The 23362-nt window shown below is 51.7% G+C and carries 24 protein-coding genes; 10 read left to right on the plus strand and 14 right to left on the minus strand.

Going from position 1 to position 23362, the window contains the following annotated elements; genetic code table 11:
* The 5 genes from ACLD3P_RS04885 to ACLD3P_RS04905 form a co-directional block, all read right to left on the minus strand.
* On the minus strand, positions 1-61 hold a 61-nt coding region (locus tag ACLD3P_RS04885), incomplete at its 3' end, for a DmsC/YnfH family molybdoenzyme membrane anchor subunit (RefSeq protein ID WP_001545491.1).
* A gap of 1 nt (position 62) precedes the next feature.
* Positions 63-680, minus strand: coding sequence for a dimethylsulfoxide reductase iron-sulfur subunit DmsB (gene dmsB, locus ACLD3P_RS04890; protein ID WP_000213077.1), 618 nt, complete (start codon positions 678-680; stop codon positions 63-65).
* 10 nt (positions 681-690) lie between these two features.
* Positions 691-3126, minus strand: coding sequence for a selenate/tellurate reductase subunit YnfF (gene ynfF, locus ACLD3P_RS04895; RefSeq protein ID WP_000705282.1), 2436 nt, complete (start codon positions 3124-3126; stop codon positions 691-693).
* A gap of 98 nt (positions 3127-3224) precedes the next feature.
* Positions 3225-5663: a selenate/tellurate reductase subunit YnfE gene (gene ynfE / locus ACLD3P_RS04900; RefSeq protein ID WP_411006373.1), complete on the minus strand. Its 2439-nt coding sequence runs from the start codon at positions 5661-5663 to the stop codon at positions 3225-3227.
* A 156-nt stretch (positions 5664-5819) separates the two neighbouring features.
* A complete protein-coding gene (locus ACLD3P_RS04905; protein WP_000975516.1) occupies positions 5820-6128 on the minus strand; it encodes a DUF1161 domain-containing protein in 309 nt (102 codons plus the stop codon).
* A 103-nt stretch (positions 6129-6231) separates the two neighbouring features.
* On the opposite strand from ACLD3P_RS04905, the gene ACLD3P_RS04910 reads away from it, so the two are divergent.
* Entirely contained in the window at positions 6232-6942 is a 711-nt protein-coding gene (locus tag ACLD3P_RS04910) for a YnfC family lipoprotein (protein WP_063916816.1), read from the plus strand.
* Positions 6943-6982: 40 nt separating this feature from the next.
* Here ACLD3P_RS04910 and speG read toward each other — a convergent pair whose 3' ends face one another.
* A complete protein-coding gene (speG, locus tag ACLD3P_RS04915) occupies positions 6983-7543 on the minus strand; it encodes a spermidine N1-acetyltransferase (RefSeq protein ID WP_000199997.1) in 561 nt (186 codons plus the stop codon).
* 35 nt (positions 7544-7578) lie between these two features.
* Positions 7579-7920 carry a DUF1283 family protein gene (locus tag ACLD3P_RS04920; protein WP_001066440.1) on the minus strand — a complete coding sequence of 114 codons (342 nt, stop codon included), beginning with the start codon at positions 7918-7920 and terminating at the stop codon, positions 7579-7581.
* 152 nt (positions 7921-8072) lie between these two features.
* On the opposite strand from ACLD3P_RS04920, the gene ACLD3P_RS04925 reads away from it, so the two are divergent.
* The 5 genes from ACLD3P_RS04925 to ACLD3P_RS04945 all read left to right on the plus strand — a co-directional run bounded on the left by ACLD3P_RS04925 (position 8073) and on the right by ACLD3P_RS04945 (position 13808).
* Positions 8073-8399 (plus strand): YnfA family protein, encoded by a 327-nt coding sequence (locus ACLD3P_RS04925; RefSeq protein ID WP_000921389.1) that lies wholly within the window; start codon positions 8073-8075, stop codon positions 8397-8399.
* A gap of 121 nt (positions 8400-8520) precedes the next feature.
* The gene (rspA, locus tag ACLD3P_RS04930) at positions 8521-9735 is read left to right on the plus strand and encodes a starvation-sensing protein RspA (protein ID WP_000706264.1); all 1215 of its coding nucleotides are present in this window, start codon (positions 8521-8523) and stop codon (positions 9733-9735) included.
* 10 nt (positions 9736-9745) lie between these two features.
* On the plus strand, positions 9746-10765 hold the full coding sequence (locus tag ACLD3P_RS04935) for a Zn-dependent oxidoreductase (protein ID WP_000836487.1): 1020 nt from the start codon (positions 9746-9748) through the stop codon (positions 10763-10765).
* A 53-nt stretch (positions 10766-10818) separates the two neighbouring features.
* Positions 10819-12198 (plus strand): MFS transporter, encoded by a 1380-nt coding sequence (locus ACLD3P_RS04940; RefSeq protein ID WP_000192118.1) that lies wholly within the window; start codon positions 10819-10821, stop codon positions 12196-12198.
* Between the two features lie 143 nt (positions 12199-12341).
* The gene (locus ACLD3P_RS04945; RefSeq protein WP_097362337.1) at positions 12342-13808 is read left to right on the plus strand and encodes a mannitol dehydrogenase family protein; all 1467 of its coding nucleotides are present in this window, start codon (positions 12342-12344) and stop codon (positions 13806-13808) included.
* A 66-nt stretch (positions 13809-13874) separates the two neighbouring features.
* Here the strand turns inward: ACLD3P_RS04945 and ydfZ are convergent, their stop codons facing one another.
* From ydfZ to ydfG, 3 genes are all read right to left on the minus strand, one after another.
* Positions 13875-14078, minus strand: coding sequence for a putative selenium delivery protein YdfZ (ydfZ, locus tag ACLD3P_RS04950; RefSeq protein WP_000989267.1), 204 nt, complete (start codon positions 14076-14078; stop codon positions 13875-13877).
* Between the two features lie 182 nt (positions 14079-14260).
* Positions 14261-14947 (minus strand): GntR family transcriptional regulator, encoded by a 687-nt coding sequence (locus tag ACLD3P_RS04955; protein ID WP_000215562.1) that lies wholly within the window; start codon positions 14945-14947, stop codon positions 14261-14263.
* A gap of 129 nt (positions 14948-15076) precedes the next feature.
* Complete coding sequence (ydfG, locus tag ACLD3P_RS04960) at positions 15077-15823, minus strand: bifunctional NADP-dependent 3-hydroxy acid dehydrogenase/3-hydroxypropionate dehydrogenase YdfG (protein WP_000636564.1); 747 nt, start codon at positions 15821-15823, stop codon at positions 15077-15079.
* A gap of 138 nt (positions 15824-15961) precedes the next feature.
* Here ydfG and dcp point away from each other — a divergent pair, with 138 nt between their 5' ends.
* Positions 15962-18004, plus strand: a complete 2043-nt coding sequence (dcp, locus tag ACLD3P_RS04965) for a peptidyl-dipeptidase Dcp (RefSeq protein ID WP_000106262.1) — start codon at positions 15962-15964, stop codon at positions 18002-18004.
* 344 nt (positions 18005-18348) lie between these two features.
* Positions 18349-18531 carry a general stress protein gene (locus ACLD3P_RS04970; RefSeq protein ID WP_000807642.1) on the plus strand — a complete coding sequence of 61 codons (183 nt, stop codon included), beginning with the start codon at positions 18349-18351 and terminating at the stop codon, positions 18529-18531.
* Between the two features lie 119 nt (positions 18532-18650).
* Here ACLD3P_RS04970 and ACLD3P_RS04975 read toward each other — a convergent pair whose 3' ends face one another.
* Positions 18651-19178: a 2-oxo-tetronate isomerase gene (locus ACLD3P_RS04975; protein WP_115286038.1), complete on the minus strand. Its 528-nt coding sequence runs from the start codon at positions 19176-19178 to the stop codon at positions 18651-18653.
* 426 nt (positions 19179-19604) lie between these two features.
* Here ACLD3P_RS04975 and ACLD3P_RS04980 point away from each other — a divergent pair, with 426 nt between their 5' ends.
* Positions 19605-19997, plus strand: coding sequence for a YdeI family stress tolerance OB fold protein (locus ACLD3P_RS04980; RefSeq protein WP_000776348.1), 393 nt, complete (start codon positions 19605-19607; stop codon positions 19995-19997).
* A 346-nt stretch (positions 19998-20343) separates the two neighbouring features.
* Here ACLD3P_RS04980 and mgtS read toward each other — a convergent pair whose 3' ends face one another.
* Positions 20344-20439 (minus strand): protein MgtS, encoded by a 96-nt coding sequence (gene mgtS, locus ACLD3P_RS04985; RefSeq protein ID WP_000901531.1) that lies wholly within the window; start codon positions 20437-20439, stop codon positions 20344-20346.
* Positions 20440-20686: 247 nt separating this feature from the next.
* On the minus strand, positions 20687-21874 hold the full coding sequence (ydeE, locus tag ACLD3P_RS04990) for an efflux MFS transporter YdeE (protein WP_024797879.1): 1188 nt from the start codon (positions 21872-21874) through the stop codon (positions 20687-20689).
* 227 nt (positions 21875-22101) lie between these two features.
* On the opposite strand from ydeE, the gene eamA reads away from it, so the two are divergent.
* The gene (eamA, locus tag ACLD3P_RS04995) at positions 22102-23004 is read left to right on the plus strand and encodes an O-acetylserine/cysteine exporter (RefSeq protein WP_000987750.1); all 903 of its coding nucleotides are present in this window, start codon (positions 22102-22104) and stop codon (positions 23002-23004) included.
* Positions 23005-23122: 118 nt separating this feature from the next.
* Here eamA and marB read toward each other — a convergent pair whose 3' ends face one another.
* Positions 23123-23338 carry a multiple antibiotic resistance protein MarB gene (gene marB / locus ACLD3P_RS05000; protein WP_000783049.1) on the minus strand — a complete coding sequence of 72 codons (216 nt, stop codon included), beginning with the start codon at positions 23336-23338 and terminating at the stop codon, positions 23123-23125.
* Between the last annotated feature and the right edge of the window lie 24 nt (positions 23339-23362).

Below are 23362 nucleotides of genomic sequence, written 5' to 3' on the forward strand. Positions count from 1 at the left end.
CCACGCACTGACCAAAGACCGTGAAGATCATCAACGGCCATTCATGCCATCCACTTCCCATCTTATACCTCCTTCGGATTGGCCAGATAACCGGTAGTGTCCCCGGTCGGGCGGCTGTTGGCGTTGGGTTTAATCACAATATTCGGCTTCGTGAAATGCGCGCGCGGCAGCGGCGCGACGGCAGCCAGCTCACCGTGTTTTTTGCGCAGTTCGTCTATCGGACCAAAGTCCAGCGCCCGCAGCGGACAGGATTCCACGCAAATCGGTTTCTTGCCTTTCGCCACCCGGTCATAACAGCCGTCGCACTTGGTCATATGACCTTTGGCGGAGTTGTACTGCGGCGCGCCGTACGGGCAGGCCATGTGGCAGTAGCGGCAGCCGATACAGACCTCTTCGTTCACCACCACAAAACCGTCATCGCGCTTGTGCATCGCGCCGCTCGGGCAGACTTTGGTACAGGCCGGGTCTTCGCAGTGGTTACAGGAGATGGAGAGATAGTAGGCAAAGACGTTCTGGTGCCAGACGCCGTTATCTTCCTGCCAGTCGCCACCTGCGTATTCATATATCCGCCGGAAACTGACGTCGGGAGTGAGATCTTTGTAGTCCTTGCAGGCCAGTTCGCAGGTTTTGCAACCGGTACAACGACTGGAATCAATAAAAAATCCATACTGGGTTGTCATCGGTTACTCCTTACGCCTTTTCAACCTGAACAAGATTACTGTGTGACGGATTACCTTTCGCCAGTGGGGAAGGTCGGTGCGACGTCAGAATGTTAATGGAGCCGCCGCGATCGACTTTGTCGCCAAACATGTCGGCATTTAACCAGGCGCCCTGGCCGATAGCGGTGACGCCAGGCAATATGCGCGGCGTGACTTTTGCCGGAATGAGCATCTCTCCATTCTGGTTAAAGACCCGCACGGTGTCGCCGTGCTGAATGCCGCGCGCTTGCGCATCAATCGGGTTGATCCAGATCTCCTGCGGACACGCCTGTTGCAGGACGTCGATATTGCCGTAGCTGGAGTGGGTACGCGCTTTATAGTGGAAGCCGGTTAGCTGTAGCGGGTAGCGCTGACGAAGCGGATCGTCCCAACCGTCAAAGCCTGGCGTATAGGCGGGTAAAGGATGGATAATCTCATCTTTCTTCAGCTCCCACGTGTTGGCGAGGGTTGCCAGACGCTCGGAATAGATTTCGATTTTACCGGACGGCGTTTTCAGTGGGTTGGCGGCAGGGTCTTCGCGGAAGGCGCGGAAAGCGACGTAGTGCTCCTCCGGGCATTTTTTCTTGAAAATCCCTGTCTGTTTCATCTCTTCGTAATCCGGCATTTCCGGGTTACGCGCTTTGGTTTTTGCGTGCAGGTATTTGACCCACTCATGCTGCGTGCGGCCTTCTGTGAAGGTCTGGTATACGTCCGGACCAAGCCGTTTAGCCACTTCACTGAGCGTCCAGTAAATGGGCTTTCTTTCAAATTTCGGCGAGGTGGCGGGCTGACCAAGAATGACATAGCCCATATTGCCTGCGGATTCGTGGGAAATCAGATCTTCCTGCTCGGTCGGCATTAAATCAGGCAGCAGAATGTCGCAATATTTTGCCGACGCGGTCATAAAGTGCTCGATGCCGACGATCATTTCACATTTACTGTCGTCCTGAAGCACCTCGTGGGTGTGGGCGATATCGCCATGCTGATTGATCAGCGTATTACTGGCGTAGCACCACAAAAATTTGATCGGCACGTCGAGCTTGTCTTTTCCCCGCACGCCGTCGCGTGTGGCGGTCATTTCCGCGCCATGATCGATAGCGTCGGTCCAGGTAAAGACCGAAATCTGGGTTTTTACCGGGTTCTCCAGCATAGAAAACCATTCGACGCCCAGATCCCAGGTGCCTTCGCGCACGCCGGAATTACCGCCATTTATGCCGACGTTACCGGTGAGTACAGACAACATGGCGATTGCGCGTGCGGTCTGCTCCCCGTTAGAGTGGCGTTGCGGTCCCCAGCCCTGGCAAATGTAAGCCGGTTTCGCCGAGCCGATTTCCCGCGCCAGTTGAATGATTTTTTCCGCCGGAATACTGGTAATCTGCGCGGCCCATTGCGGCGTTTTAGCAATACCGTCTTCGCCCTGACCCAAAATATAGGCTTTATAGTGCGCGTTACGCGGGGCCGAGGCGGGCAGAGTGGTTTCGTCGTAGCCGATGCAGTATTTATCCAGAAACGGTTTATCAATAAGATCTTCGGTAATCAGCACCCAGGCGATTGCCGCCGCCAGCGCGCCATCGGTACCAGGGCGAATCGGCAGCCACTCGTCTTCGCGGCCGGCGGCAGTGTCGTTATAACGCGGGTCAATCACGATCATCCGGGCGTTGGAGCGTTCGCGCGCCTGTTCGACATAGTATGTCACGCCGCCGCCGCTCATACGTGTTTCCGCGGGGTTATTGCCAAACATCACCACCAGTTTTGTATTGGCGATATCATCCGGACTGTTGCCGTCGTTGCCGCCGAACATATAGCTCATGGCCGCGCTGATTTGGGCGGTGCTGTAGCTACCGTAACGGCTGAGATAGCCGCCGCAGGCGTTCATCAGGCGATACGGTACGTTAGAATTGGTAATATTGCCGCCGTCCACGCCGGTACCGTAAAGCACATGTACCGCTTCGTTGCCGTAATCCTTGAGGATACGTTTCAGGTTATCGCCGATGGTATCCAACGCTTCATCCCAACTGATACGTTCGAATTTGCCTTCTCCACGTTTACCAACGCGTTTCATCGGATATTTCAGGCGATCGGGATGATTCATCCGGCGACGAATAGAACGACCGCGCAGGCAGGCGCGTACCTGATGGTTGCCATATTCATCGTTGCCCGTGGTATCCGACTCAACCCAATATACGGTGTCATCTTTTACGTGCAGGCGCAGCAGGCAGCGGCTGCCGCAGTTAACGGTACATGAACTCCAGACCGCTTTTTCTGCCACATTGCCAGATGCGAGATCTGCTGCGGCGTGGGCGATGCGGGAGAACGGAAGGGTGAAAGCGCTACTGGCAAGCGCAAGGCTACCGATAGCGGAGGTTTTCACCAGGCTTCGTCGGCTGATACTGGCCGCCATTAATGCCTCAGGGTTGGTGATTTTCATAACAGCTCACTATGCTCATCCAAAAAAGAGTTTTAAATGTCGTTGTGTTCGCAAAACGGGGAGCTCCGGGCGCGTAAAAACGTCCCGGAGCAGGCGGCTTAGATTTTTTCGATTTCCACCAGATTTGTATGTTGAGGATTCCCTTTTGCCAGGGGGGAAGGACGCAGCGTCGTGAGCGTATTGATGCAGGCGCCGTGGTCAATTTTATCGCCAGCCATATCCGCATTATGCCATGCGCCCTGACCCATCGCGCTGACGCCCGGCAGAATACGCGGCGTGACTTTGGCGGGTAGAAGCACCTCTCCACGATCGTTAAAGACGCGAACCTTATCGCCATTCGCGATACCGCGTTTTTGCGCATCGAGCGGATTTATCCACACCTCCTGGCGACAGGCGGCCTGCAGAACATCAATATTGCCGTAGCTTGAATGGGTACGGGATTTATAGTGAAAGCCAAACAACTGTAGCGGGAAGGTGCTCCGTTTCGGATCGTCCCATCCTTCAAAAGTAGGGGTATAAATCGGCAGTGGGCTTATCACGTCGCCTTCCGCCAGCTCCCAGGTACTGGCGATATGAGCGAGTTTGCTCGAGTAGATTTCGATTTTACCGGACGGCGTTTTTAACGGATTGGCCTGCGGATCTTCACGAAATTTTTTATAGGCGACAAAATGGCCGTTGGGATCTTTGCGTTTATAGATGCCCATTTTTTTCAGCTCGTCATACGCGGGCAATGCCGGATCTCTTGCCTGCATTTTGGCGTACAGATATTGCAGCCATTGCGCCTGGGTACGGCCTTCGGTAAACCGCTGATACACATCGTCGCCGAGGCGTCTGGCGATTTCGCTGAGTACCCAGTAGATGGGCTTGCGCTCGAACTTAGGCGTCGTCGCCGGTTGGATAAAAATCAGATATCCCATATTGCCGGCGTAATCATTGGGGATGATATCTTCCTGTTCGACGGTCATGAGATCCGGCAGTAAAATATCGGCGTACTTCGCGGAAGAGGTCATAAAATTGTCGATGACCACAATCATTTCGCATTTCGTTTCATCCTGAAGAATTTCATGGGTTTTATTAATATCCGAATGCTGATTAATCAGGGTGTTGCCAGCGTAGTTCCATAGAAATTTGATCGGGACATCCAGCTTATCTTTGCCGCGTACGCCGTCGCGCAGGGCGGTCATTTCCGGGCCGCGCGCAATGGCGTCCGTCCAGCTAAAGCAGGAGATGGCGGTTTTAACGGGATTCTCCAGGACCGGCAGACGTTCAATGGTAATGGTGTAAGTAGATTCGCGTGCGCCGCTGTTACCGCCATGAATGCCGACGTTGCCGGTCAGAATCGGTAACATGGCGATGGCGCGAGCGGTTTGTTCGCCGTTCGCCTGACGCTGCGGCCCCCAACCCTGACAGATGTAGGCCGGTTTGACGCTACCTATCTCGCGCGCCAGTTTGATAATCCGATCGGCGGGGATGCCGGTAATATGCGATGCCCACTGCGGCGTTTTGGCGATACCGTCCTCGCCCTGGCCCAAAATATAAGCCTTATAATGGCCATTGGGGGGCGCGTCAGCCGGAAGGGTCTTTTCATCGTAGCCGATGCAATAGTTGTCGAGAAAAGGCTGGTCAACGAGATTTTCGTTAATCAATACCCAGGCAATTCCCGCCACCAGCGCGGCGTCGGTGCCGGGGCGAATCGGTATCCACTCGTCTTCACGTCCGGCAGCGGTATCGGTATAGCGCGGATCTATCACGATCATGCGCGCATTTGAGCGTTCACGCGCTTGCTCCAGAAACCAGGTAATGCCGCCGCCGCTCATGCGTGTTTCAGCCGGATTATTGCCGAACATGACCACCAGTTTACTGTTTTCGATATCAGACGTGCTGTTGCCGTCGTTGGAGCCATAGGTGTAGGGCATGGCGCAAGAAATTTGCGCGGTACTGTATGAGCCGTATTGACTCAACGAACCGCCGTAGCAGTTCATCAAACGCTTCACCGGCGAGGCGGCAGGCGACGAGCGGGTTATGTTGCCGCCTACGATGCCGGATGAATAGTGGATATAAACGGCTTCATTGCCGTAGGTCTCTACGGTCTTTTTCAGGCTGGCGCTAATGGTGTCCAGCGCTTCCTGCCAGCTAATGCGTTCAAATTTGCCTTCTCCGCGGCGGCCAACGCGTTTCATGGGATAGTTAAGGCGATCCGGATGGTTAATGCGCCGACGGATTGAACGGCCCCGCAGACAGGCGCGAACCTGATGATTGCCGTAGACATCGTCGCCAGTGTTATCAGTTTCAACCCACCAGACTTCATTATCTTTTACATGCAAACGCAGGGCGCAGCGACTGCCGCAGTTGACCGAACAGGCGCCCCAGACGATTTTATCTTCTTCGTTGCGCATGGCCTGCTGCACCGCCGCGGCCGCGGTACGCATCCCAAACGGTAAAGATACGCCTCCGGCAGCCAGCGCCAGTGAGCCAAGCGCCGCTGATTTCACTAACGTCCTGCGGCTAACGCCTGTTTGTTGCTTTTCTCCGGGCATCACTCACTCCATTGTCGTTATTATTTCGCTATATATTGATAACTATAACGAAATTATTAACATGCTAATGATGTAATGAGTTTACCCCTTTGGGAGTAAGGATTATTAATCCATGTCAAAGAGCGTTACCCTCCGGACCCGGAGGGCAGGAGGAGGTTATTGCGGTTCGGCGGATGAACCGTCCTGAGCGGGAGAGGTATTGGCTGGCGCATTGCCGCTGCTGGTGCGGGTATAAAGAATTTTATGCGTGTCGTTCGCGCAATGGCCCACCACCTGTGAGTCCGGCTGATCGGCCTGGTCGTTAGGAACGATAGTGAGCGTAAAATTATCCGCCGGCACGCCGTTATTGATGATACGTTGTTCAATATCGCTTTTTACTCTCTCGCACGATCCCGGTGCCGCCATCACCAGCGAGGGGGCGCTGACTAACGCCAGAGCGGCTATTGCAGTTGCGATTTTCATCATGAACTCCTGTGATTAATGACGATGTTCTAAGCTTAGCATTTTTCGTGTAAATAACTGTATTTGCTAATATGATGATAAATATCTTTTCATCCTGGTGATACGTGTGAAGAACCCCCTTTTACTGACGTTATTGTGCATGATACTGGCAGGTTGTGATAACCCGAAATCCCTTGAGTCTTTTACGCCGGAAATGGCCAGTTTTTCGAACGAATTTGATTTTGATCCATTACGTGGTCCGGTAAAGGATTTCAGCCAGACATTGATGAGTGAGAATGGCGAAGTGGCGAAGCAGGTCACCGGTACGCTTTCACAGGAAGGCTGTTTTGATACGCTTGAGTTACACGATCTGGAGAATAATACGGGGCTGGCGCTCGTGCTGGATGCCAATTATTACCGGGATGCTCAGACGCTGGAAAAAAAGGTGCAGTTACAGGGGAAGTGCCAGCTGGCGGCGTTGCCTTCGGCGGGTGTGACCTGGGAAACGGACGACAACGGTTTTGTGGTATCGGCGACGGGCAAAGAGATGAAGGTCGAGTACCGCTATGATAGCGAAGGCTATCCGTTAGGTAAGACAACCATAAACTCGCAGAATACGCTCTCTGTGACGGCAAAACCCTCCGCGGACCCGCGTAAAAAGCTGGATTACACGGCAGTCAGCCGGGTGGATGATCGACAGGTCGGCAACGTCACACAGAGCTGCGAATATGATGCGTACGCGAACCCTGTTGACTGCCGGCTTGTTATCGTCGATGAGAGCGTTAAGCCGGCAGTATCCCACCATTACACCATTAAAAATCGTATCGATTACTACTAAACCGGGCGCGGTGCGATTCTCCGTGACTACCGCGCCGCGTTTACTGCGCGGTGGGTTTCAGGAGCGTAGAACCGGACGTTTTATGTTCATCCAGATACTGTTGCTGGAAGATACACATGCGGATGGTGTTACGGTATTCGCCGTTAATGAAGAACTCATGAATTAGCTCGCCTTCTACTCTAAACCCGAGTTTACGGTAGATGTGAATCGCTTTTTCATTCTCTTTATCGACGATCAAATACAATTTATAGAGATTGAGTACGGTAAATCCGTAATCCATCGCCAGTTTGGCCGCGCGTGACGCCAGGCCTTTTCCCTGGTACTCCGGCGAAATAATAATCTGAAATTCCGCCCGCCGATGCACATGGTTAATTTCCACCAGTTCTACCAGCCCGGCGTTTTCACCGTCGCATTCGACGACAAAGCGCCGTTCGCTTTGGTCGTGGATGTGTTTGTCGTAGAGATCCGACAGTTCGACAAAAGCCTCATACGGCTCTTCAAACCAGTAACGCATAACGCTGGCATTATTATCAAGCTGGTGGACAAATCGTAAATCTTCACGCTCAAGCGGGCGCAGTCTGACCTTGTAGTCACTTGTCATACTGTATCCTTACACTTCCTTTTAGTTATCCTGCATCAGGGCGTAATAACGCGACCTGTACGACGATCCAGACACCGCAGCGTATTGGGTTCCCAATAGGCGTTGATGTTGGCGCTTTGCTCGCATTTATCGCGGTTATCAAAGGCGGCATCGGCTTTGTCCCACTCTTTTTCTGCGCGGGTATTCACTTTCTGACGCAGACTGCGAGTGTCGTTCCATTGTTCCTTTTCCATCGCCGCTTCCTGACGACTTTGTGCGCTATCTCCCGATTCAATCACCAGTTTACTGGTTTCAGCGAATGCGGAAGTAGTATATACAACGGCCGCCAACGTAAGCATTGCCGTCAGGCACAGGCGTTTGCTCAGCGTATTGTTCATCACAACATCCTTTCATTAGAGGGGAAAAAGCGGTAAACCACCTGTAAATTCTACACCAATCCTTATGCCTGGCATATACACAAGAATGGCCGGATAACCGTAACGATATTCTGTTGTATTATCACTTATCATTTCGTAACCAAATGAATCTCATGCTAAAGACGACTCTGCTTTTCTTTGTCACCGCCCTCTGTGAAATCATTGGATGTTTTCTTCCCTGGCTATGGCTTAAGCGCGGCGCCAGCGTGTGGTGGCTTCTGCCCGCTGCCGCGTCACTCGCGTTATTCGTCTGGCTTTTGACCTTGCATCCGGCGGCGAGTGGGCGGGTTTATGCGGCTTACGGTGGGGTATATGTCTGTACTGCGCTCCTGTGGTTACGTGTTGTCGATGGCGTCCGGCTCACGGTTTATGACTGGTGCGGTGCGCTGATCGCGCTGTGTGGAATGCTGATTATCGTCGTCGGATGGGGACGTACGTAACATTGCCGCGCGACCAGAACATTTTGTGATCTGGCAGCGCTTTTTACATCAATATACTTGTATGGTAGTAGCTCAGTTGGGTAAATTTCCTGCATCCCATAATGCGATGTAAGGAATAAACATGAAGATTGTAGGGGCTGAAGTTTTTGTTACGTGTCCAGGGCGTAACTTCGTCACCTTAAAGATAACCACGGAAGACGGGATCACCGGTCTGGGGGATGCCACCCTGAACGGACGCGAGCTCCCGGTGGCCTCGTACCTTACCGATCACCTGTGCCCACAGCTCATCGGGCGGGATGCTCGCCGCATCGAAGATATCTGGCAGTTCTTCTACAAAGGCGCGTACTGGCGCCGTGGCCCTGTCACCATGTCCGCCATTTCCGCGGTTGATATGGCGCTATGGGATATTAAAGCCAAAGCCGCCAATATGCCGTTGTATCAGTTACTCGGCGGCGCTTCTCGTGAAGGCGTCATGGTGTATTGCCATACCACAGGTCACACCATCGACGATGTGCTGGAAGACTACGCGCGTCATAAAGAGCAAGGGTTCAAAGCAATCCGCGTGCAGTGCGGCGTTCCGGGGATGAAAACCACCTACGGCATGGCGAAAGGCAAGGGGCTGGCCTATGAGCCCGCGACAAAAGGCCAGTGGCCGGAAGAACAATTGTGGTCAACGGAAAAGTATCTCGATTTTACGCCAAAGCTGTTTGACGCCGTGCGTAATACGTTCGGGTTTAATGAACATCTTCTGCACGATATGCATCACCGACTGACGCCTATTGAGGCTGCCCGCTTTGGCAAATGTATTGAAGACTATCGTTTGTTCTGGATGGAAGACCCGACGCCGGCTGAAAATCAGGCGTGCTTCCGCCTCATCCGCCAGCATACGGTCACGCCGATTGCCGTAGGCGAAGTCTTTAACAGTATCTGGGATTGCAAACAGCTCATTGAAGAGCAATTGATTGACTATATCCGCACCACGCTTACCCATGCCGGTGGTATTACCGGGATGCGCCGCATTGCCGATTTTGCCTCGCTCTACCAGGTGCGTACCGGTTCGCATGGGCCGTCCGATCTGTCGCCGGTTTGTATGGCCGCTGCATTACATTTCGACCTGTGGGTGCCTAACTTTGGCGTGCAGGAGTTTATGGGCTACTCCGAACAGATGCTGGAGGTTTTCCCGCATAACTGGACGTTCGAGGGCGGCTATATGCATCCGGGCGACAAGCCAGGACTGGGCATTGAGTTCGATGAAAAACTGGCGGCGAAATATCCGTACGATCCAGCCTATTTGCCGGTGGCCCGCCTGGAAGACGGCACACTGTGGAACTGGTAAGGAGCGAAAAATGAAAAGCATCGTAATCGAAAAACCGAATACATTAACTATCGAAACGCGCGCGCTTCCGCAGCCTGCGCCGGGCGAAGTTCGCATTAAAGTGAAACTGGCGGGTATCTGCGGTTCCGACAGTCATATTTATCGGGGACATAATCCCTTTGCAAAATATCCTCGTGTCATAGGCCATGAATTTTTCGGTGTCATCGACGCGGTAGGCGACAACGTCAATCACGACCGGATAGGAGAACGGGTATCCGTCGATCCGGTGATCAGTTGCGGGCATTGTTACCCTTGTTCAGTTGGTAAACCCAATGTGTGTACCTCGCTGGTGGTGCTGGGCGTGCATCGTGACGGCGGTTTCAGCGAGTATGCGGTGGCGCCGGCCCGTAATGCTCATCGCATACCGGACAACATCGCAGATCATCATGCCGTCATGGTTGAGCCGTTTACCATTGCGGCAAATGTGACGGGGCAGGTGAATCCGACCGAGCAGGACGTGGCGCTTATCTATGGCGCAGGCCCGATGGGACTGACGACCGTACAGGCGCTGAAGGGGGTTTATCAGGTTAAAACGGTCATAGTCGTTGATCGCATTGAAGAGCGTTTAGCGATGGCGAAGCAGAGCGGCGCTGACTGGACCCTCAATAATGGTCAACATTCACTGGCGGAATTTCTACAGCAGAAGGCGCTAAAACCGACCTTGATTGTCGATGCCGCCTGTCATCCCGCTATCCTGCAAGAGGCGATTACCCTCGCATCGCCTGCGGCACGCATTGTCCTGATGGGATTTTCCAGCGACCCGTGTGAGATTGTACAGCAGGGTATTACCGGAAAAGAGCTGGCTATTTATTCATCGCGTCTTAATGCCAATAAATTCCCGGTCGTGATTGACTGGCTGAATAAAGGGCTTATTGATCCGGATAAGCTGATAACGCATACATTTGATTATCAACATGTCACCGACGCGATTGAGCTTTTCGAGAAAGACCAGCGTCAATGCTGCAAAGTCTTACTCACGTTTGCGAAATAATATAAATAATTGCGAGTAAGTGGTACGCATCTTACCTCTTAGAGATTGCCTATATGACACAAATAAAGCATGAACGATCGACTCAGGATTTAGTGCGCGCTGCCGTATCTGGCTGGTTAGGCACCGCGCTTGAATTTATGGATTTTCAGTTATATTCACTAGGCGCGGCTCTGGTCTTCCATGAGATATTTTTCCCGGAACAGTCTGCCGCGATGGCGCTTATTCTGGCAATGGGCACCTATGGTGCAGGTTATATAGCCAGAATTATCGGCGCCTTTGTTTTTGGTAAAATGGGCGACCGCATCGGACGAAAAAAAGTATTGTTTATTACCATCACCATGATGGGGATCTGCACCACGCTGATTGGCGTACTGCCGACGTATGCGCAAATCGGCATTTTTGCGCCAGTATTACTGGTGACATTGCGAATTATACAGGGGCTGGGCGCCGGGGCGGAAATTTCCGGCGCGGGTACCATGCTGGCCGAGTATGCGCCGAAAGGAAAGCGTGGCATCATTTCCTCGCTGGTTGCGATGGGCACCAACTGCGGTACGTTGAGCGCGACGGCGATCTGGGCGGTGATGTTCTTTGCGCTTGAACGCGAACAGCTGATCGCCTGGGGATGGCGTATTCCTTTCCTGGCGAGCGTCGTTGTCATGATATTCGCGATCTGGCTGCGAATGAATCTGAAAGAAAGTCCGGTATTCGAAAAAGTAAGCGAAGGCGAAAAATCGCCAGCGTTAACGCCTGCGTCAGAAAATACATTGGGCGCGATGTTTACCAGCAAATCTTTCTGGCTGGCCACCGGTTTACGTTTTGGACAAGCTGGGAATTCGGGGCTTATTCAAACCTTCCTTGCCGGATATTTAGTTCAGACGTTATTATTTAACAAATCTATCCCAACCGATGCGTTAATGATAAGTTCCGTAATTGGTTTTATCACTATCCCACTCTTGGGGTGGTTGTCCGATAAATACGGTCGTCGGCTGCCGTATATAATATTGAATATCTCCGCGATTATTCTCGCCTGGCCGATGCTGTCTATTGTGGTAGATAAAACGTATAGCCCTGGCGTAATTATGGCGGCGCTCATTGTTATTCATAACTTTGCCGTGCTGGGATTATTTGCGCTGGAAAACATCACCATGGCGGAAATTTTCGGATCGCGTAATCGCTTCACCCGGATGGCGATTTCAAAAGAGGCAGGAGGCCTGGTGGCGGTTGGCTTTGGCCCTGTTCTTGCGGGGATCTTTTGTAACATGACCGATTCCTGGCTGCCCATCTTAATTATGCTGGTGCTCTACTCGTGTATTGGTCTGATTTCTGCGTTGTTGATGCCGGAGGTCAGAGATCGCGATCTGAGCTTGCCTGAGGATGCGGCGGAAGCGACAGCGGCAGAGAAGTTACGCCACTCCGCAACCCAGACGAGTTAAATCGTGTCGACGGTATGACCGGAACGCTAATGCGGTTTCGGCCATGCTGTCCGGTCACTTTTGTTTAATTAGCGTAAATCCAAATGTACCAGGGCAGGCGTTACTCTGCGACTGTTCCGCTTTCAGAATATAGAGGTTATAAAATGCAAAACAGGCTTTTATCGGCAAAGGCGACGCTTCCTGATTACGATCGCGCGGCGCTGGTGGCGCGGATGGTCCATCTCGGTTTTGGCGCGTTTCATCGCGCGCATCAGGGGGTTTATACAGATATTCTGGCTGCGGAGCAGCATAGCGACTGGGGCTATTATGAGGTTAATCTTATTGGCGGCGAACAGCAGATTGCCGATCTAAAGCAGCAGGATAACCTCTATACCGTGGCGGAGATGTCGGCGGAAGCCTGGACGGCGCGTGTGGTGGGCGTCGTCAAAGCGGCGTTGCATGTTCAGGTTGATGGTCTGGAACGTGTGCTGGCGGCGATGTGCGAACCGCAAATAGCGATTGTGTCTCTGACCATTACCGAGAAAGGGTATTGTCATTCGCCAGCCACGGGCCAACTTCTGCTGGAACATCCCATGATTGCCGCCGACCTGCAAAATCCGCATCAACCGCTAACGGCACCGGGTATTATTGTCGAAGCGTTAGCGCGTCGTAAAGCCGCAGGCTTACCGGCATTTACCGTGATGTCCTGCGACAACATGCCGGAAAATGGGCATGTGACACGTCAGGTTGTGACGGCTTACGCCCGGGAGGTGGATGCGGAACTGGCGATATGGATCGAGCAAAACGTGACATTTCCGTCAACCATGGTTGATCGGATTGTCCCTGCGGTCACGCCGGAGACGCTGGATAAAATCGAACAACTGACCGGCGTGCGCGATCCGGCGGGCGTCGCCTGCGAACCGTTTCGTCAGTGGGTGATAGAAGATACGTTTGTGGCGGGGCGTCCGCAGTGGGAAAACGCGGGCGCGACGTTGGTCGCCGACGTGGTTCCGTTTGAAGAGATGAAACTGCGAATGCTTAACGGCAGTCATTCTTTCCTGGCTTATCTGGGGTATCTTGCCGGCTATCAGCATATTAATGACTGCATGGCTGACGACAACTATCGTCTGACCGCGCAGGCGTTAATGTTACGCGAGCAGGCGCCCACGCTGAAAGTCCAGGGGGTAGATTTACAGCGTTATGCCGATCAGTTGATTGCGCGTTACCGTAATCCGGCGCTGCGTCATCGTACCTGGCAGATTGCGATGGATGGTAGCCAGAAACTTCCGCAGCGTATGCTGGACTCCGTTCGCTGGCATCTTGCTAATCATAGCGATTTTGATTTGCTGGCGCTGGGCGTGGCGGGGTGGATGCGTTACGTTGGTGGCGTGGATGAACAGGGCAAGGCGATCGACATTAGCGATCCGCTATTGCCGGTTATTCAGCGCGCCGTGGCAAACAGTGAAGAAGGCGCCAGTCGTGTTAAGGCGCTGCTGGGAATGGCAGAAATTTTCGGCAACGATTTGCCGCAGGCGGCGCGGTTTACGCAAAAAGTGCAAGAAGCCTATGACAGTTTACTGACATATGGCGCGAAAGCGAGCGTGGCGAAATATGCCGAGCGATTGAAATAGCGCAACAGAGACCCGGTAGCATTATGCTACCGGGAAGGCCGGAGCGGTTCTTAGCGGCCAGTGGTATCAGTTCATGCCAAGACGGATCAGTTCGACCGGCGCGAATTTACCTTCACAACCTTCGACAATCACCGTTTTGCCGCGGCGAATTTGACCTGCATCCAGACCTTCGCTCTCAATGGCTTTGATAATCCCGGTATGACCCGTGCCGCTTATCATGACCCGGCTACCGGTAGTGATTGCGTTACGGTTACGATCGTATGTCATCATGGTGTTTTCTCCTTTCAAACTTACTGCCAAAGCCCGCAGGTTTCCCCCCGCATGACGGGCGACATATAAATACGCTTATCGTTGCGGATTTTTTTTGTTTTTGATCAAGCTCACGGCTTTTTAGGCGGGAATGTGCAGGGTGAGAAAGCGGAGAAGGCGTCTCACCCTGACGTTAAAGGGGGTTAGTCTTCGCTAAACCAGCCGCTGTTTTCCTGACGGATAAGCTGAACGGATTCGCTAATTTCCTGCAAATGCTGGGTCATTGCGCTCTCAACCGCATTGCCGTCACGATTTTCCAGCGCGGAGAAAATATCATGGTGCTGGCGCAACAACATCTCCGGCGGAGAAACATGATCCAGACTCATATAGCGAACCCGGTCGATTGTCGCTTTGATATTTTCAATGGTATCCCACGCTAACTGGCAATCGGCGATCTGCGCCAGCTTTTGGTGGAAATCGTCATCAAGCTGGAAAAAATCATCAATCTGTTTGCGCTCGATGGCAATATGTTGCAGGTGCAGGTTTTGCGCCAGTTGATAGCACTGGTTGTCGGTGATCATCGCCGCCGCACGGCGGACCACCGCGCATTCGATCGCCTGCCGTACAAAACAGCCATTCTGTACCTGAGAAAGCGAAATCTTATTCACATAACTACCGCGCTGAGGGCGGATCTGAATCAACCCATTTTCCGCCAGCTTTATAAAAGCCTCGCGCACCGGTTGACGCGAAACGTTAAAACGGGTTGAGACCTCTTTTTCTGATAGCGGCGTGCCAGGCGGGATCAGACAATGCACGATATCACGCCGAAGAATACGGTAAATTTGCTGGTTGACTGGCTGTGTAGGGTTAAGCTGCGTTTCGACGGTCATTCATTCTTACTTTTTAGGCGGTTGACCCGGATACTCTACCACTTTTCCGTGGTGGTCTATACCTTTCATGTTTCTGGTTGCAGATACGTTTGCCAGGGATTACCCGGCCCGCAGACCGGGTATAACCCCTTAGCTACGGTGGACGCTGAGCCCTGCGAAGGATTGGGTAACAGGCATCATCTCAACGGTATTAATATTCACATGCGCGGGGAGTGTGGCCACCCACCATACCGCTTCGGTAATGTCTTCTGGCGTGAGCGCGGTGGTATTTTCGTAGGTTTTACCCGCTTTCTCATCGTCGCCTTTGAAACGGACGCTGGAAAACTCGGTACCGCCAACCAGACCCGGTTCAATGTCGGTCACGCGAACCGCCGTGCCGTGTAAATCCGTGCGCAAATTCAGGCTAAACTGGCGCACAAAGGCTTTCGTCGCGCCATAGACGTTGCCACCAGCATAAGGCCAACTGCCGGCGGTTGAACCGATGTTAATGATATGACCGCGATTACGTTCGACCATTCCTGGCAGCACGGCGCGGGTCATATAAATTAAGCCTTTATTATTAGTATCGATCATAGTTTCCCAGTCTTCTACGCTGGCTTTATGCGCCGGTTCAAGACCCAGCGCCAGGCCGGCGTTATTGACCAGCACATCAATATCGCGCCACTGCGCAGGCAGAGAGGCCATCATCTCTTCGATGGCCGCGCGGTTGCGCACGTCCAGTTGGGCGGTCAATACGTTCTCGCCAAGCTCATCTTTTAACGCTTGCAGGCGTTCATGACGACGTCCCGTGGCAATGACTTTATGTCCATTCTCAACAAAACGGCGTGCAATGCACTCGCCAAACCCTGCGGTTGCTCCAGTTACTAAAACGATCATCACACAGTTCCTCAACGCTTTTTGTGTTGTATTACCATAGCACGCGGCGTTTATGAAAGGGTAATCCTGGTTAACACGGTTGCGGTCAGCATAGGGGGAAGTTTACTCTTATGATCAACCTATTTTCAGGAGTGAAAAATGTCGACGAATCCTTTGTTAGACCAGAGTATGTTGCCTTATCAGGCACCGCGTTTTGATCGGATCAAAGATTGCCATTATCGTCCTGCTTTTGATGAGGGCGTACGGCAAAAACGCGTGGAAATCGAGGCCATCGTCAATCATCCGGCGGCCCCTGATTTTACGAATACGCTTCTGGCGCTGGAGCAAAGCGGGGCGCTTCTGTCACGCGTCACCAGCGTTTTTTTCGCGATGACGGCCGCGCACACTAACGATGAACTCCAGCGGTTGGATGAGGCCTTTTCTGCCGAGCTGGCGGCGCTCTCCAACGATATTTATCTGAATAGCGCGTTATTCGCTCGCGTGGATGCCGTCTGGCAACAGCGTCACTCACTGGGGCTGGATGATGAGTCGCTACGGTTGGTCGATGTTATCCATCAGCGTTTTGTGTTGGCAGGCGCGCAGCTGGCCGAAGAGGATAAAGCGCGACTGAAGGTATTGAATACTGAATCCGCGACCTTAATGAGTCAGTTTAATCAGCGTCTGCTGGCGGCAAGTAAAGCGGGCGGGCTGGCGGTCGATGACGCGCATTGCCTGGCAGGATTAAGCCCGGAAGAAATGACCGTCGCTGCTGAAGCGGCGCGTGAAAAAGGCCTGGAGGAGCGCTGGTTCATTCCGCTCCTTAATACGACGCAACAGCCTGCGCTTGCTACGCTGCGCGATCGCCAGACCCGCGAAAATTTATTCGCAGCGTCATGGACTCGGGCGGAAAAAGGAGATGCCCACGATACCCGCGCTATCGTTCAGCGTCTGGTAGAGATTCGTCGCTGTCAGGCAAAACTGCTGGGTTTCCCCAATTATGCCGCATGGAAAATGGCCGATCAGATGGCGAAAACGCCGCAAGCCGCACTGAGCTTTATGCGTGGCATTGTGCCGCCAGCGCGTCAGCGGGTACTCAATGAACAGGCGGAAATTCAGAACGTCATTGATGGTGAGCAGGGCGGCTACACCGTTCAGGCCTGGGACTGGATGTTCTATGCCGAACAGGTACGGCGGGAAAAATATGCGTTAGATGAAGCGCAACTGAAGCCCTATTTTGCCTTAAATACGGTGTTGCAAGAGGGGGTTTTCTGGACCGCCAACCAGCTATTCGGCATCACCTTCGTCGAGCGTTTTGACATTCCGGTGTACCACCCTGATGTTAGGGTATGGGAGATTTTCGACTCCGATGGTGTCGGCATGGCGTTATTTTATGGCGACTTCTTCGCGCGGGACTCGAAAAGCGGCGGCGCGTGGATGGGGAATTTTGTCGAGCAATCCACACTCAATGAAACCCGGCCCGTTATATACAATGTTTGTAACTATCAGAAACCTGTTGATGGGCAGCCTGCATTACTGCTTTGGGACGACGTTATTACGCTCTTCCATGAGTTTGGTCATACGCTACATGGTTTGTTTGCCGTCCAGCGCTATGCCACGCTTTCAGGTACCAATACGCCCCGCGACTTTGTCGAGTTTCCCTCCCAGATTAATGAGCATTGGGCAAGCCATCCACGTGTGTTCGAACGCTACGCGCGTCATGTCGACAGCGGTGAAAAAATGCCTGCTGATTTACAGGAAAAAATGCGCAAGGCGAGTTTATTTAATAAAGGTTACGATATGACTGAATTGCTCGGCGCCGCATTGCTGGATATGCGATGGCATATGCTGGAGGAGAGCGTAGCAGAGCAGTCTGTTGCTGAGTTCGAGCAGCAGGCGCTGGCCGCCGAGCATCTTGATTTACCGGCAGTGCCGCCCCGCTATCGCAGCAGTTATTTTGCCCATATCTTCGGCGGCGGCTACGCAGCGGGATACTACGCCTACCTGTGGACGCAAATGTTAGCGGATGACGGTTATCAATGGTTTGTAGAGCAGGGCGGCCTGACGCGTGAAAACGGGCAGCGTTTTCGTGATGCTATCCTTTCCCGGGGGAATAGTACTGATTTAGAAACGCTTTATTCAGACTGGCGTGGACATGAACCGCATATTGACCCCATGTTGCAATATCGTGGGCTCGATCGCTAAGCTGATACGGTTGTTCGGCACTGTCGAACAACCGCCTGAAAATGAGTCCTGCACTTCTGATGGCAGCCAGTTAAATTTCTGGGGTTAAATTGTCTGAATATAAAGAGGGCGTGCATTCGGATTTTTCTACTTATTTCCCTGTGGTGGCTTGATTGCCAAAGATTTATTACCGCTTCGCTATTAACGTTTTCAAAAAATATATTTTCCGCCATGCGTCTGTATTATGTAAATAATGCAGAAATGAATTTGACACTGCGCACAGGGCGACTAGATTTAGAACTGTATCACATGATATGAGAAGACATATCATATTTAAAACGCAACATCATCATGAGGATTATATTATGGCAGAACATCGCGGCGGTTCCGGTAATTTTGCAGAAGATAAAGAGAAAGCCTCAGAAGCAGGTCGTAAAGGCGGCCAGCATAGCGGTGGGAACTTTAAAAACGACCCACAGCGTGCATCTGAAGCGGGTAAAAAAGGTGGCCAGAACAGCCACAGTGGCGGACGGAAATCCGGCAATTAATTTTACTCCTGATATTTCGTAAATATATTCTGAAATATTGCGCATACGATGCGGGCCATAGGCTCGCATTTTTTTATTCTGACCGAGAGTTATTCTGACCGGTCAGATGAAATTATTGTTTATGCTTTCTTCGTTAACAGAAAAAGCAATTCAGCGAGGGCGAAGCGTACGCATTTTTCCAATACTTCCTGACAATCTCCGTTGAAATGTTGTCGGCTTGTAAAAGTTGTATTGTTAATATTCCAGGCAAACCAAACGGTGCCCGCCGGCGTGCCATCTTCGCCGCCTTCCGGACCGCCATAGCCGCTGATCGCTATGCTGATATTGACCTCAGCCTGATCCTTAGCGCCCTTTGCCATTTCAGTAACGACCGCTTCGCTGACGGCGGTATGTTCGGCAAGACTGTGGCGTTGTACGCGTAAGATTTTTGCTTTGGCTTCATCAGTAAAGGTGACATAACCCACACCGTAAAATGAGGGCGTATCTTCTGCTGCGCACAATGCTGAAGCCAGTTTCCCGCCAGTGCAGGATTCTGCAGTGGTCAGACGGAGTTTCTGGTTAACCAGTAAATCACCAAGTTTTTTTGTCAGGCTATCGACGGATTCGGCTTCATCAAGGGTGACAATATCGTGCTGTTCTAATCTCATCGTTTATTTTTCCGTTACAGAGATAAATGAAATCTGTTCGTTCTTCTCAAGTATGGCATATTTATTTTATGACATTGTCAGTGAATGATTATTTTATCCAGTTACCAACAAACCCGCTGTTGCATAACTTGCTTACTTTCTTACGGCGATGACTGTCATTGATTATGCGTAAGGCCATTATCCTCAAAAAATAAAGCCGATTATTCTGAATTGCTATCCAGACGTTGATACATATGACTTCAGCTATGTGGCAAGTTAACTATTACGCCGTTACGCTTTCGCGCTCACCGGCGCTGATGTCGGTTGCATATTAATCCGGATGGGTTGATTTTATTGCTTAATATTCTGCGGATAAATTCATGTTTGTAAAAACTAAAAATAGCGGCCAGACTTAATACGTCAAATAGACGTTATTAAGGAGAGAGCATGAAACTACAGGTGGCTGCATTTTTAAGTTTTCTGATAATGCCTTACGCGCTAGCGGATGATCAAGGGGGATTAAAAAAAGACGTGGCACCGCCGCCGCCTCATGCTATTGAGGATGGTTATCGTGGTACGGATGATGCAGAAAAAATGACCATCGAACAGGCAAAAACCCTGCATGATGGCGCGACCGTTTCGCTGCGCGGCAACCTTATTGATCATAAAGGCGACGATCGCTATGTATTTCGTGATAAGTCCGGCGAGATTAACGTGATAATTCCTTCCGCCGTATTTGATGGGCGGGAAGTTCAGCCGGATCAAATGATCAACATTAACGGTAGTCTGGACAAGAAAGCGAAGGAACCGCTTGTTCGCGTGAACCGACTGCAAAAATAACGCGCGCTAACCGGCAATCTCCAGGTCAGCCATACGGGGCACGCGGCTGGCCTGATACCATGGGTCTTGTAAAAGCGCCTGGGGGACAAAAGGTCCCATAATGTCTTATTCAGGTCTGGTTGCGTATCGTTTAAGCTTCATTGATATTGACGGTGCTACAGTCGTTAGCGATCCGTTATCCTCGCAAGAATTTGCCCGGTAGCGTATAAGCAAAACACAAATCTATCCATGCAAGCATTTACCGCTGGTGAACCGGCGGTTTTTTTTGCCTGCCATCCAGACAAAAGCGGCCCCTTGCGCAACGATGTAGCAAGGGGCCGGCTCTGCGAGGGATTATCTCCGTTCATTAATCATCCCATTTGTGACTGAACCAGGCGGCCAGAAATCCGGAAAATAAAATAATTCCTAATACAACGATAAAAAGGTTAATACTGCCTAACATCTCGTTTCTCCTTATTTTAGCGTGCATCCTCTTTTTTAAAAAACCTCGTACAGACTATAGTACTAATTTATACTTAAGCAAAGTCTGAATTGCGTATTTATTTTACTGGAAGGGTAAAGCATTAGAATATTTTCGTCAGCGCCCAGGAATATTCCTGAATTATCGCAGTGACAGCAGATAATTAGCCTGCAATATATAGGGTTAACCCAGTGCGCCAGAAACGGCGCACATCACTGGCTGCAGATAATTAACAGGTGATAGCCTGTTGCGTAGGGGTAATCCGCATTCCTTTTAACATCAGTGCCCAGGCGAACACAATGGCGATTATCAGGACAACGAAAAGCGACCAGGCGGGAAGTGTCGTCAGGATGACGCCGCTGGCCAGCGGGTTTAGCGCCGCACCCAGCCAGCCCAGCGATTGCGCTGAAAAATAGCTGGCTTTCATCCCGGCAGGCGCAATGTTGTCAATTAACATATATTCGCCGGGGGCATAAATAATTTCGCCAATCGTGAATACTGCCGCTGAAAGCCCCCAAAAAAACAGATTGTCGCCTGAAAAAATAAATCCGATGAGCCCGGCGATAAAAAAGACGGTGCCGGTCGTCATCATTGGTCGAATATTGACGGCGGTAAGTCGACGGCCCACGGCGTATTGCAAACTGACCACAATAACCGCATTAACCGGCAGGACGACGGCTACCACTTTTTCCGCGAAGCCGCTATCGGCAACGACCATAACGTACTGTGAAATACAGGACGCAAAGGCGCCCCCCACAAAGGAGGCCAGAAATGCCGAAAGCGTAAACCACAATAATGCTTTGTCGCGCAGCAGAACGGAGGGAGACCAGATAGCGGCATTTTTCCCCTCGCTGGCGGCAACCGAACGTGTCACCCATACCTGAATAAAGACCAGCGGAAATGCGGAACAGATGGCGGCAAGCCAGAAGGGTAAATTGATGCTTTGCATCACCAGCAGCGTGCCGAGCGGCGGGCCAACCGTCCAGCCGATATTGAGTACGGTATAGTTGAGCGAAAAAATCCGCGTTTTTGTTGTCGCGGTGAGGTTATCGGCGAACCAGGCCTTCAGGACGGTAGAAAAAACCGAATAGGCGCAGTTAATAAGCGCAAAAAGCAGGACAACCAGTACGACATTATGCACCATTGGGATGGCGATAAACCCGCAGGCGAAGGCGATAATCGCGAGTAACATGTAGCGCTTTTTATCAAACTTGTCTGCCAGAATCCCAAAGCCAAGACTAAAGACGACGCCAATCGTTAACGCGCTGGTCAGCGCGTAGCCAATCAGATCCACGCCTAAACCGTACTGACGGTTAAGATAGATGGTCATAAAGGGGAGCGTGGCACCGCGTCCAATTGTCAATAACAGCGATGAGGCGAGTAGAGCCAACGTCGAACGTCTCAATCCTGGATTCATTTTTCCTGCCTGAAATGGAGGTTACGTATCGGGACGTTTTAATCTACCGTGCCCGCAAAAGCATGATGTCTATACGCTATAGCGTAGTCTTAACATACCATAACGCAGGATTTTGCCCATCGTGTGTTGTTCAATGCCATGCTCACGGTAAAAAGAAAAGTCCTGTTATGGCGCACTGATTTCCGATAACTTACCTTTTTACAAAATTTTAATAATGACAGGGGCCGATAATGTCGCGTAAAGACGGTTTTTTGGCGTTACTGGTGGTTGTCGTATGGGGGCTCAATTTTGTTGTCATCAAAGTAGGCCTGCACCATATGCCGCCATTATTGCTGGCAGGATTACGATTTTTACTGGTGGCGTTTCCGGCAATTTTCTTTGTCGCCCGGCCTAAAGTCCCGCTTACGCTGTTACTGGGCTATGGGCTGACGATAAGCTTTGGGCAGTTCGCCTTTCTCTTTTGCGCGATAAAGTTTGGTATGCCCGCAGGACTGGCGTCGTTGGTATTACAGGCGCAGGCCTTTTTTACCATGGCTTTGGGGGCGTTTGTTTTTAGCGAGCGGTTACAACGTAAGCAGTTGGCGGGAATCGCCCTGGCGATTATAGGTGTACTGGTATTGATTGAAGCCAGTCTCAACGGACAGCATATAGCGATGTCGGGATTTATGCTGACTCTGGCGGCGGCATTTAGCTGGGCCTGCGGCAATATCTTTAATAAAAAAATTATGCAACATAGTCCGCGCCCGGCGGTGATGTCGCTGGTGGTCTGGAGCGCGCTGATCCCGATCCTGCCGTTCCTGCTGTCATCGCTGCTACTGGAGGGGGCGGATCACATTACGCAAAGCCTTATTACCATCGATATGACGACGATATTGTCGCTGCTTTATCTGGCTTTTGTTGCCACTATACTTGGCTACGGCATCTGGGGCGCGTTACTGGGGCGCTATGAGACCTGGCGCGTGGCGCCGTTATCATTGCTGGTGCCGGTAGTCGGGCTGGCGAGCGCCGCGGTGTTACTCGGGGAAACGTTGACCGGGATGCAGCTTGCGGGCGCAGTACTGATTATGGCTGGACTCTATATCAATGTGTTTGGATTTCGTGTGCGCCGTACTGCGCGCGTCAGGGGATGAGGCATTATGTTACTAAGAAGACAAGCGCTAATTTCAGACCATGCCGCGAGGTAATAGCGGCGGACTTGTCATCGCCAGATGGTACTAAAAAAATGCCCCGCAAAACGGGGCAAAGAGGTTAAAGGTGTTGGTCGTTATAATAGGGCACGCCTAATTCATCTGACTTATCGCTGTTCACGCTCACGGGGTGAAGGTCATTTGGCGGATCGCCTACACAGGGCAGCAGCATCACATCGCGGCTATTTTGCGCCACAGGTAACAAAGTTTGTTCTGCAATGCCATATCCGGAGGCGATAAGTAACAGACCCGGCAGGGCGGGAAACAGCATTTTCATGGTGCTCTTCGCGTGGCGCATAAA

Source organism: Salmonella sp. 741265073_HBA, assembly GCF_046569105.1.
Classification (GTDB): Bacteria; Pseudomonadota; Gammaproteobacteria; order Enterobacterales; family Enterobacteriaceae; genus Salmonella; species Salmonella enterica.

Coding starts and splice junctions, on each gene's coding strand:
- dmsB (WP_000213077.1), bottom strand. CDS start 680: ATGACAACCCAGTATGGATTTTTTATTGATTCCAGTCGTTGTACCGGT.
- ynfF (WP_000705282.1), bottom strand. CDS start 3,126: ATGAAAATCACCAACCCTGAGGCATTAATGGCGGCCAGTATCAGCCGA.
- ynfE (WP_411006373.1), bottom strand. CDS start 5,663: ATGCCCGGAGAAAAGCAACAAACAGGCGTTAGCCGCAGGACGTTAGTG.
- ACLD3P_RS04905 (WP_000975516.1), bottom strand. CDS start 6,128: ATGATGAAAATCGCAACTGCAATAGCCGCTCTGGCGTTAGTCAGCGCC.
- speG (WP_000199997.1), bottom strand. CDS start 7,543: ATGACAAGTGACTACAAGGTCAGACTGCGCCCGCTTGAGCGTGAAGAT.
- ACLD3P_RS04920 (WP_001066440.1), bottom strand. CDS start 7,920: ATGAACAATACGCTGAGCAAACGCCTGTGCCTGACGGCAATGCTTACG.
- ACLD3P_RS04925 (WP_000921389.1), top strand. CDS start 8,073: ATGCTAAAGACGACTCTGCTTTTCTTTGTCACCGCCCTCTGTGAAATC.
- rspA (WP_000706264.1), top strand. CDS start 8,521: ATGAAGATTGTAGGGGCTGAAGTTTTTGTTACGTGTCCAGGGCGTAAC.
- ACLD3P_RS04935 (WP_000836487.1), top strand. CDS start 9,746: ATGAAAAGCATCGTAATCGAAAAACCGAATACATTAACTATCGAAACG.
- ACLD3P_RS04940 (WP_000192118.1), top strand. CDS start 10,819: ATGACACAAATAAAGCATGAACGATCGACTCAGGATTTAGTGCGCGCT.
- ACLD3P_RS04945 (WP_097362337.1), top strand. CDS start 12,342: ATGCAAAACAGGCTTTTATCGGCAAAGGCGACGCTTCCTGATTACGAT.
- ydfZ (WP_000989267.1), bottom strand. CDS start 14,078: ATGATGACATACGATCGTAACCGTAACGCAATCACTACCGGTAGCCGG.
- ACLD3P_RS04955 (WP_000215562.1), bottom strand. CDS start 14,947: ATGACCGTCGAAACGCAGCTTAACCCTACACAGCCAGTCAACCAGCAA.
- ydfG (WP_000636564.1), bottom strand. CDS start 15,823: ATGATCGTTTTAGTAACTGGAGCAACCGCAGGGTTTGGCGAGTGCATT.
- dcp (WP_000106262.1), top strand. CDS start 15,962: ATGTCGACGAATCCTTTGTTAGACCAGAGTATGTTGCCTTATCAGGCA.
- ACLD3P_RS04970 (WP_000807642.1), top strand. CDS start 18,349: ATGGCAGAACATCGCGGCGGTTCCGGTAATTTTGCAGAAGATAAAGAG.
- ACLD3P_RS04975 (WP_115286038.1), bottom strand. CDS start 19,178: ATGAGATTAGAACAGCACGATATTGTCACCCTTGATGAAGCCGAATCC.
- ACLD3P_RS04980 (WP_000776348.1), top strand. CDS start 19,605: ATGAAACTACAGGTGGCTGCATTTTTAAGTTTTCTGATAATGCCTTAC.
- mgtS (WP_000901531.1), bottom strand. CDS start 20,439: ATGTTAGGCAGTATTAACCTTTTTATCGTTGTATTAGGAATTATTTTA.
- ydeE (WP_024797879.1), bottom strand. CDS start 21,874: ATGAATCCAGGATTGAGACGTTCGACGTTGGCTCTACTCGCCTCATCG.
- marB (WP_000783049.1), bottom strand. CDS start 23,338: ATGAAAATGCTGTTTCCCGCCCTGCCGGGTCTGTTACTTATCGCCTCC.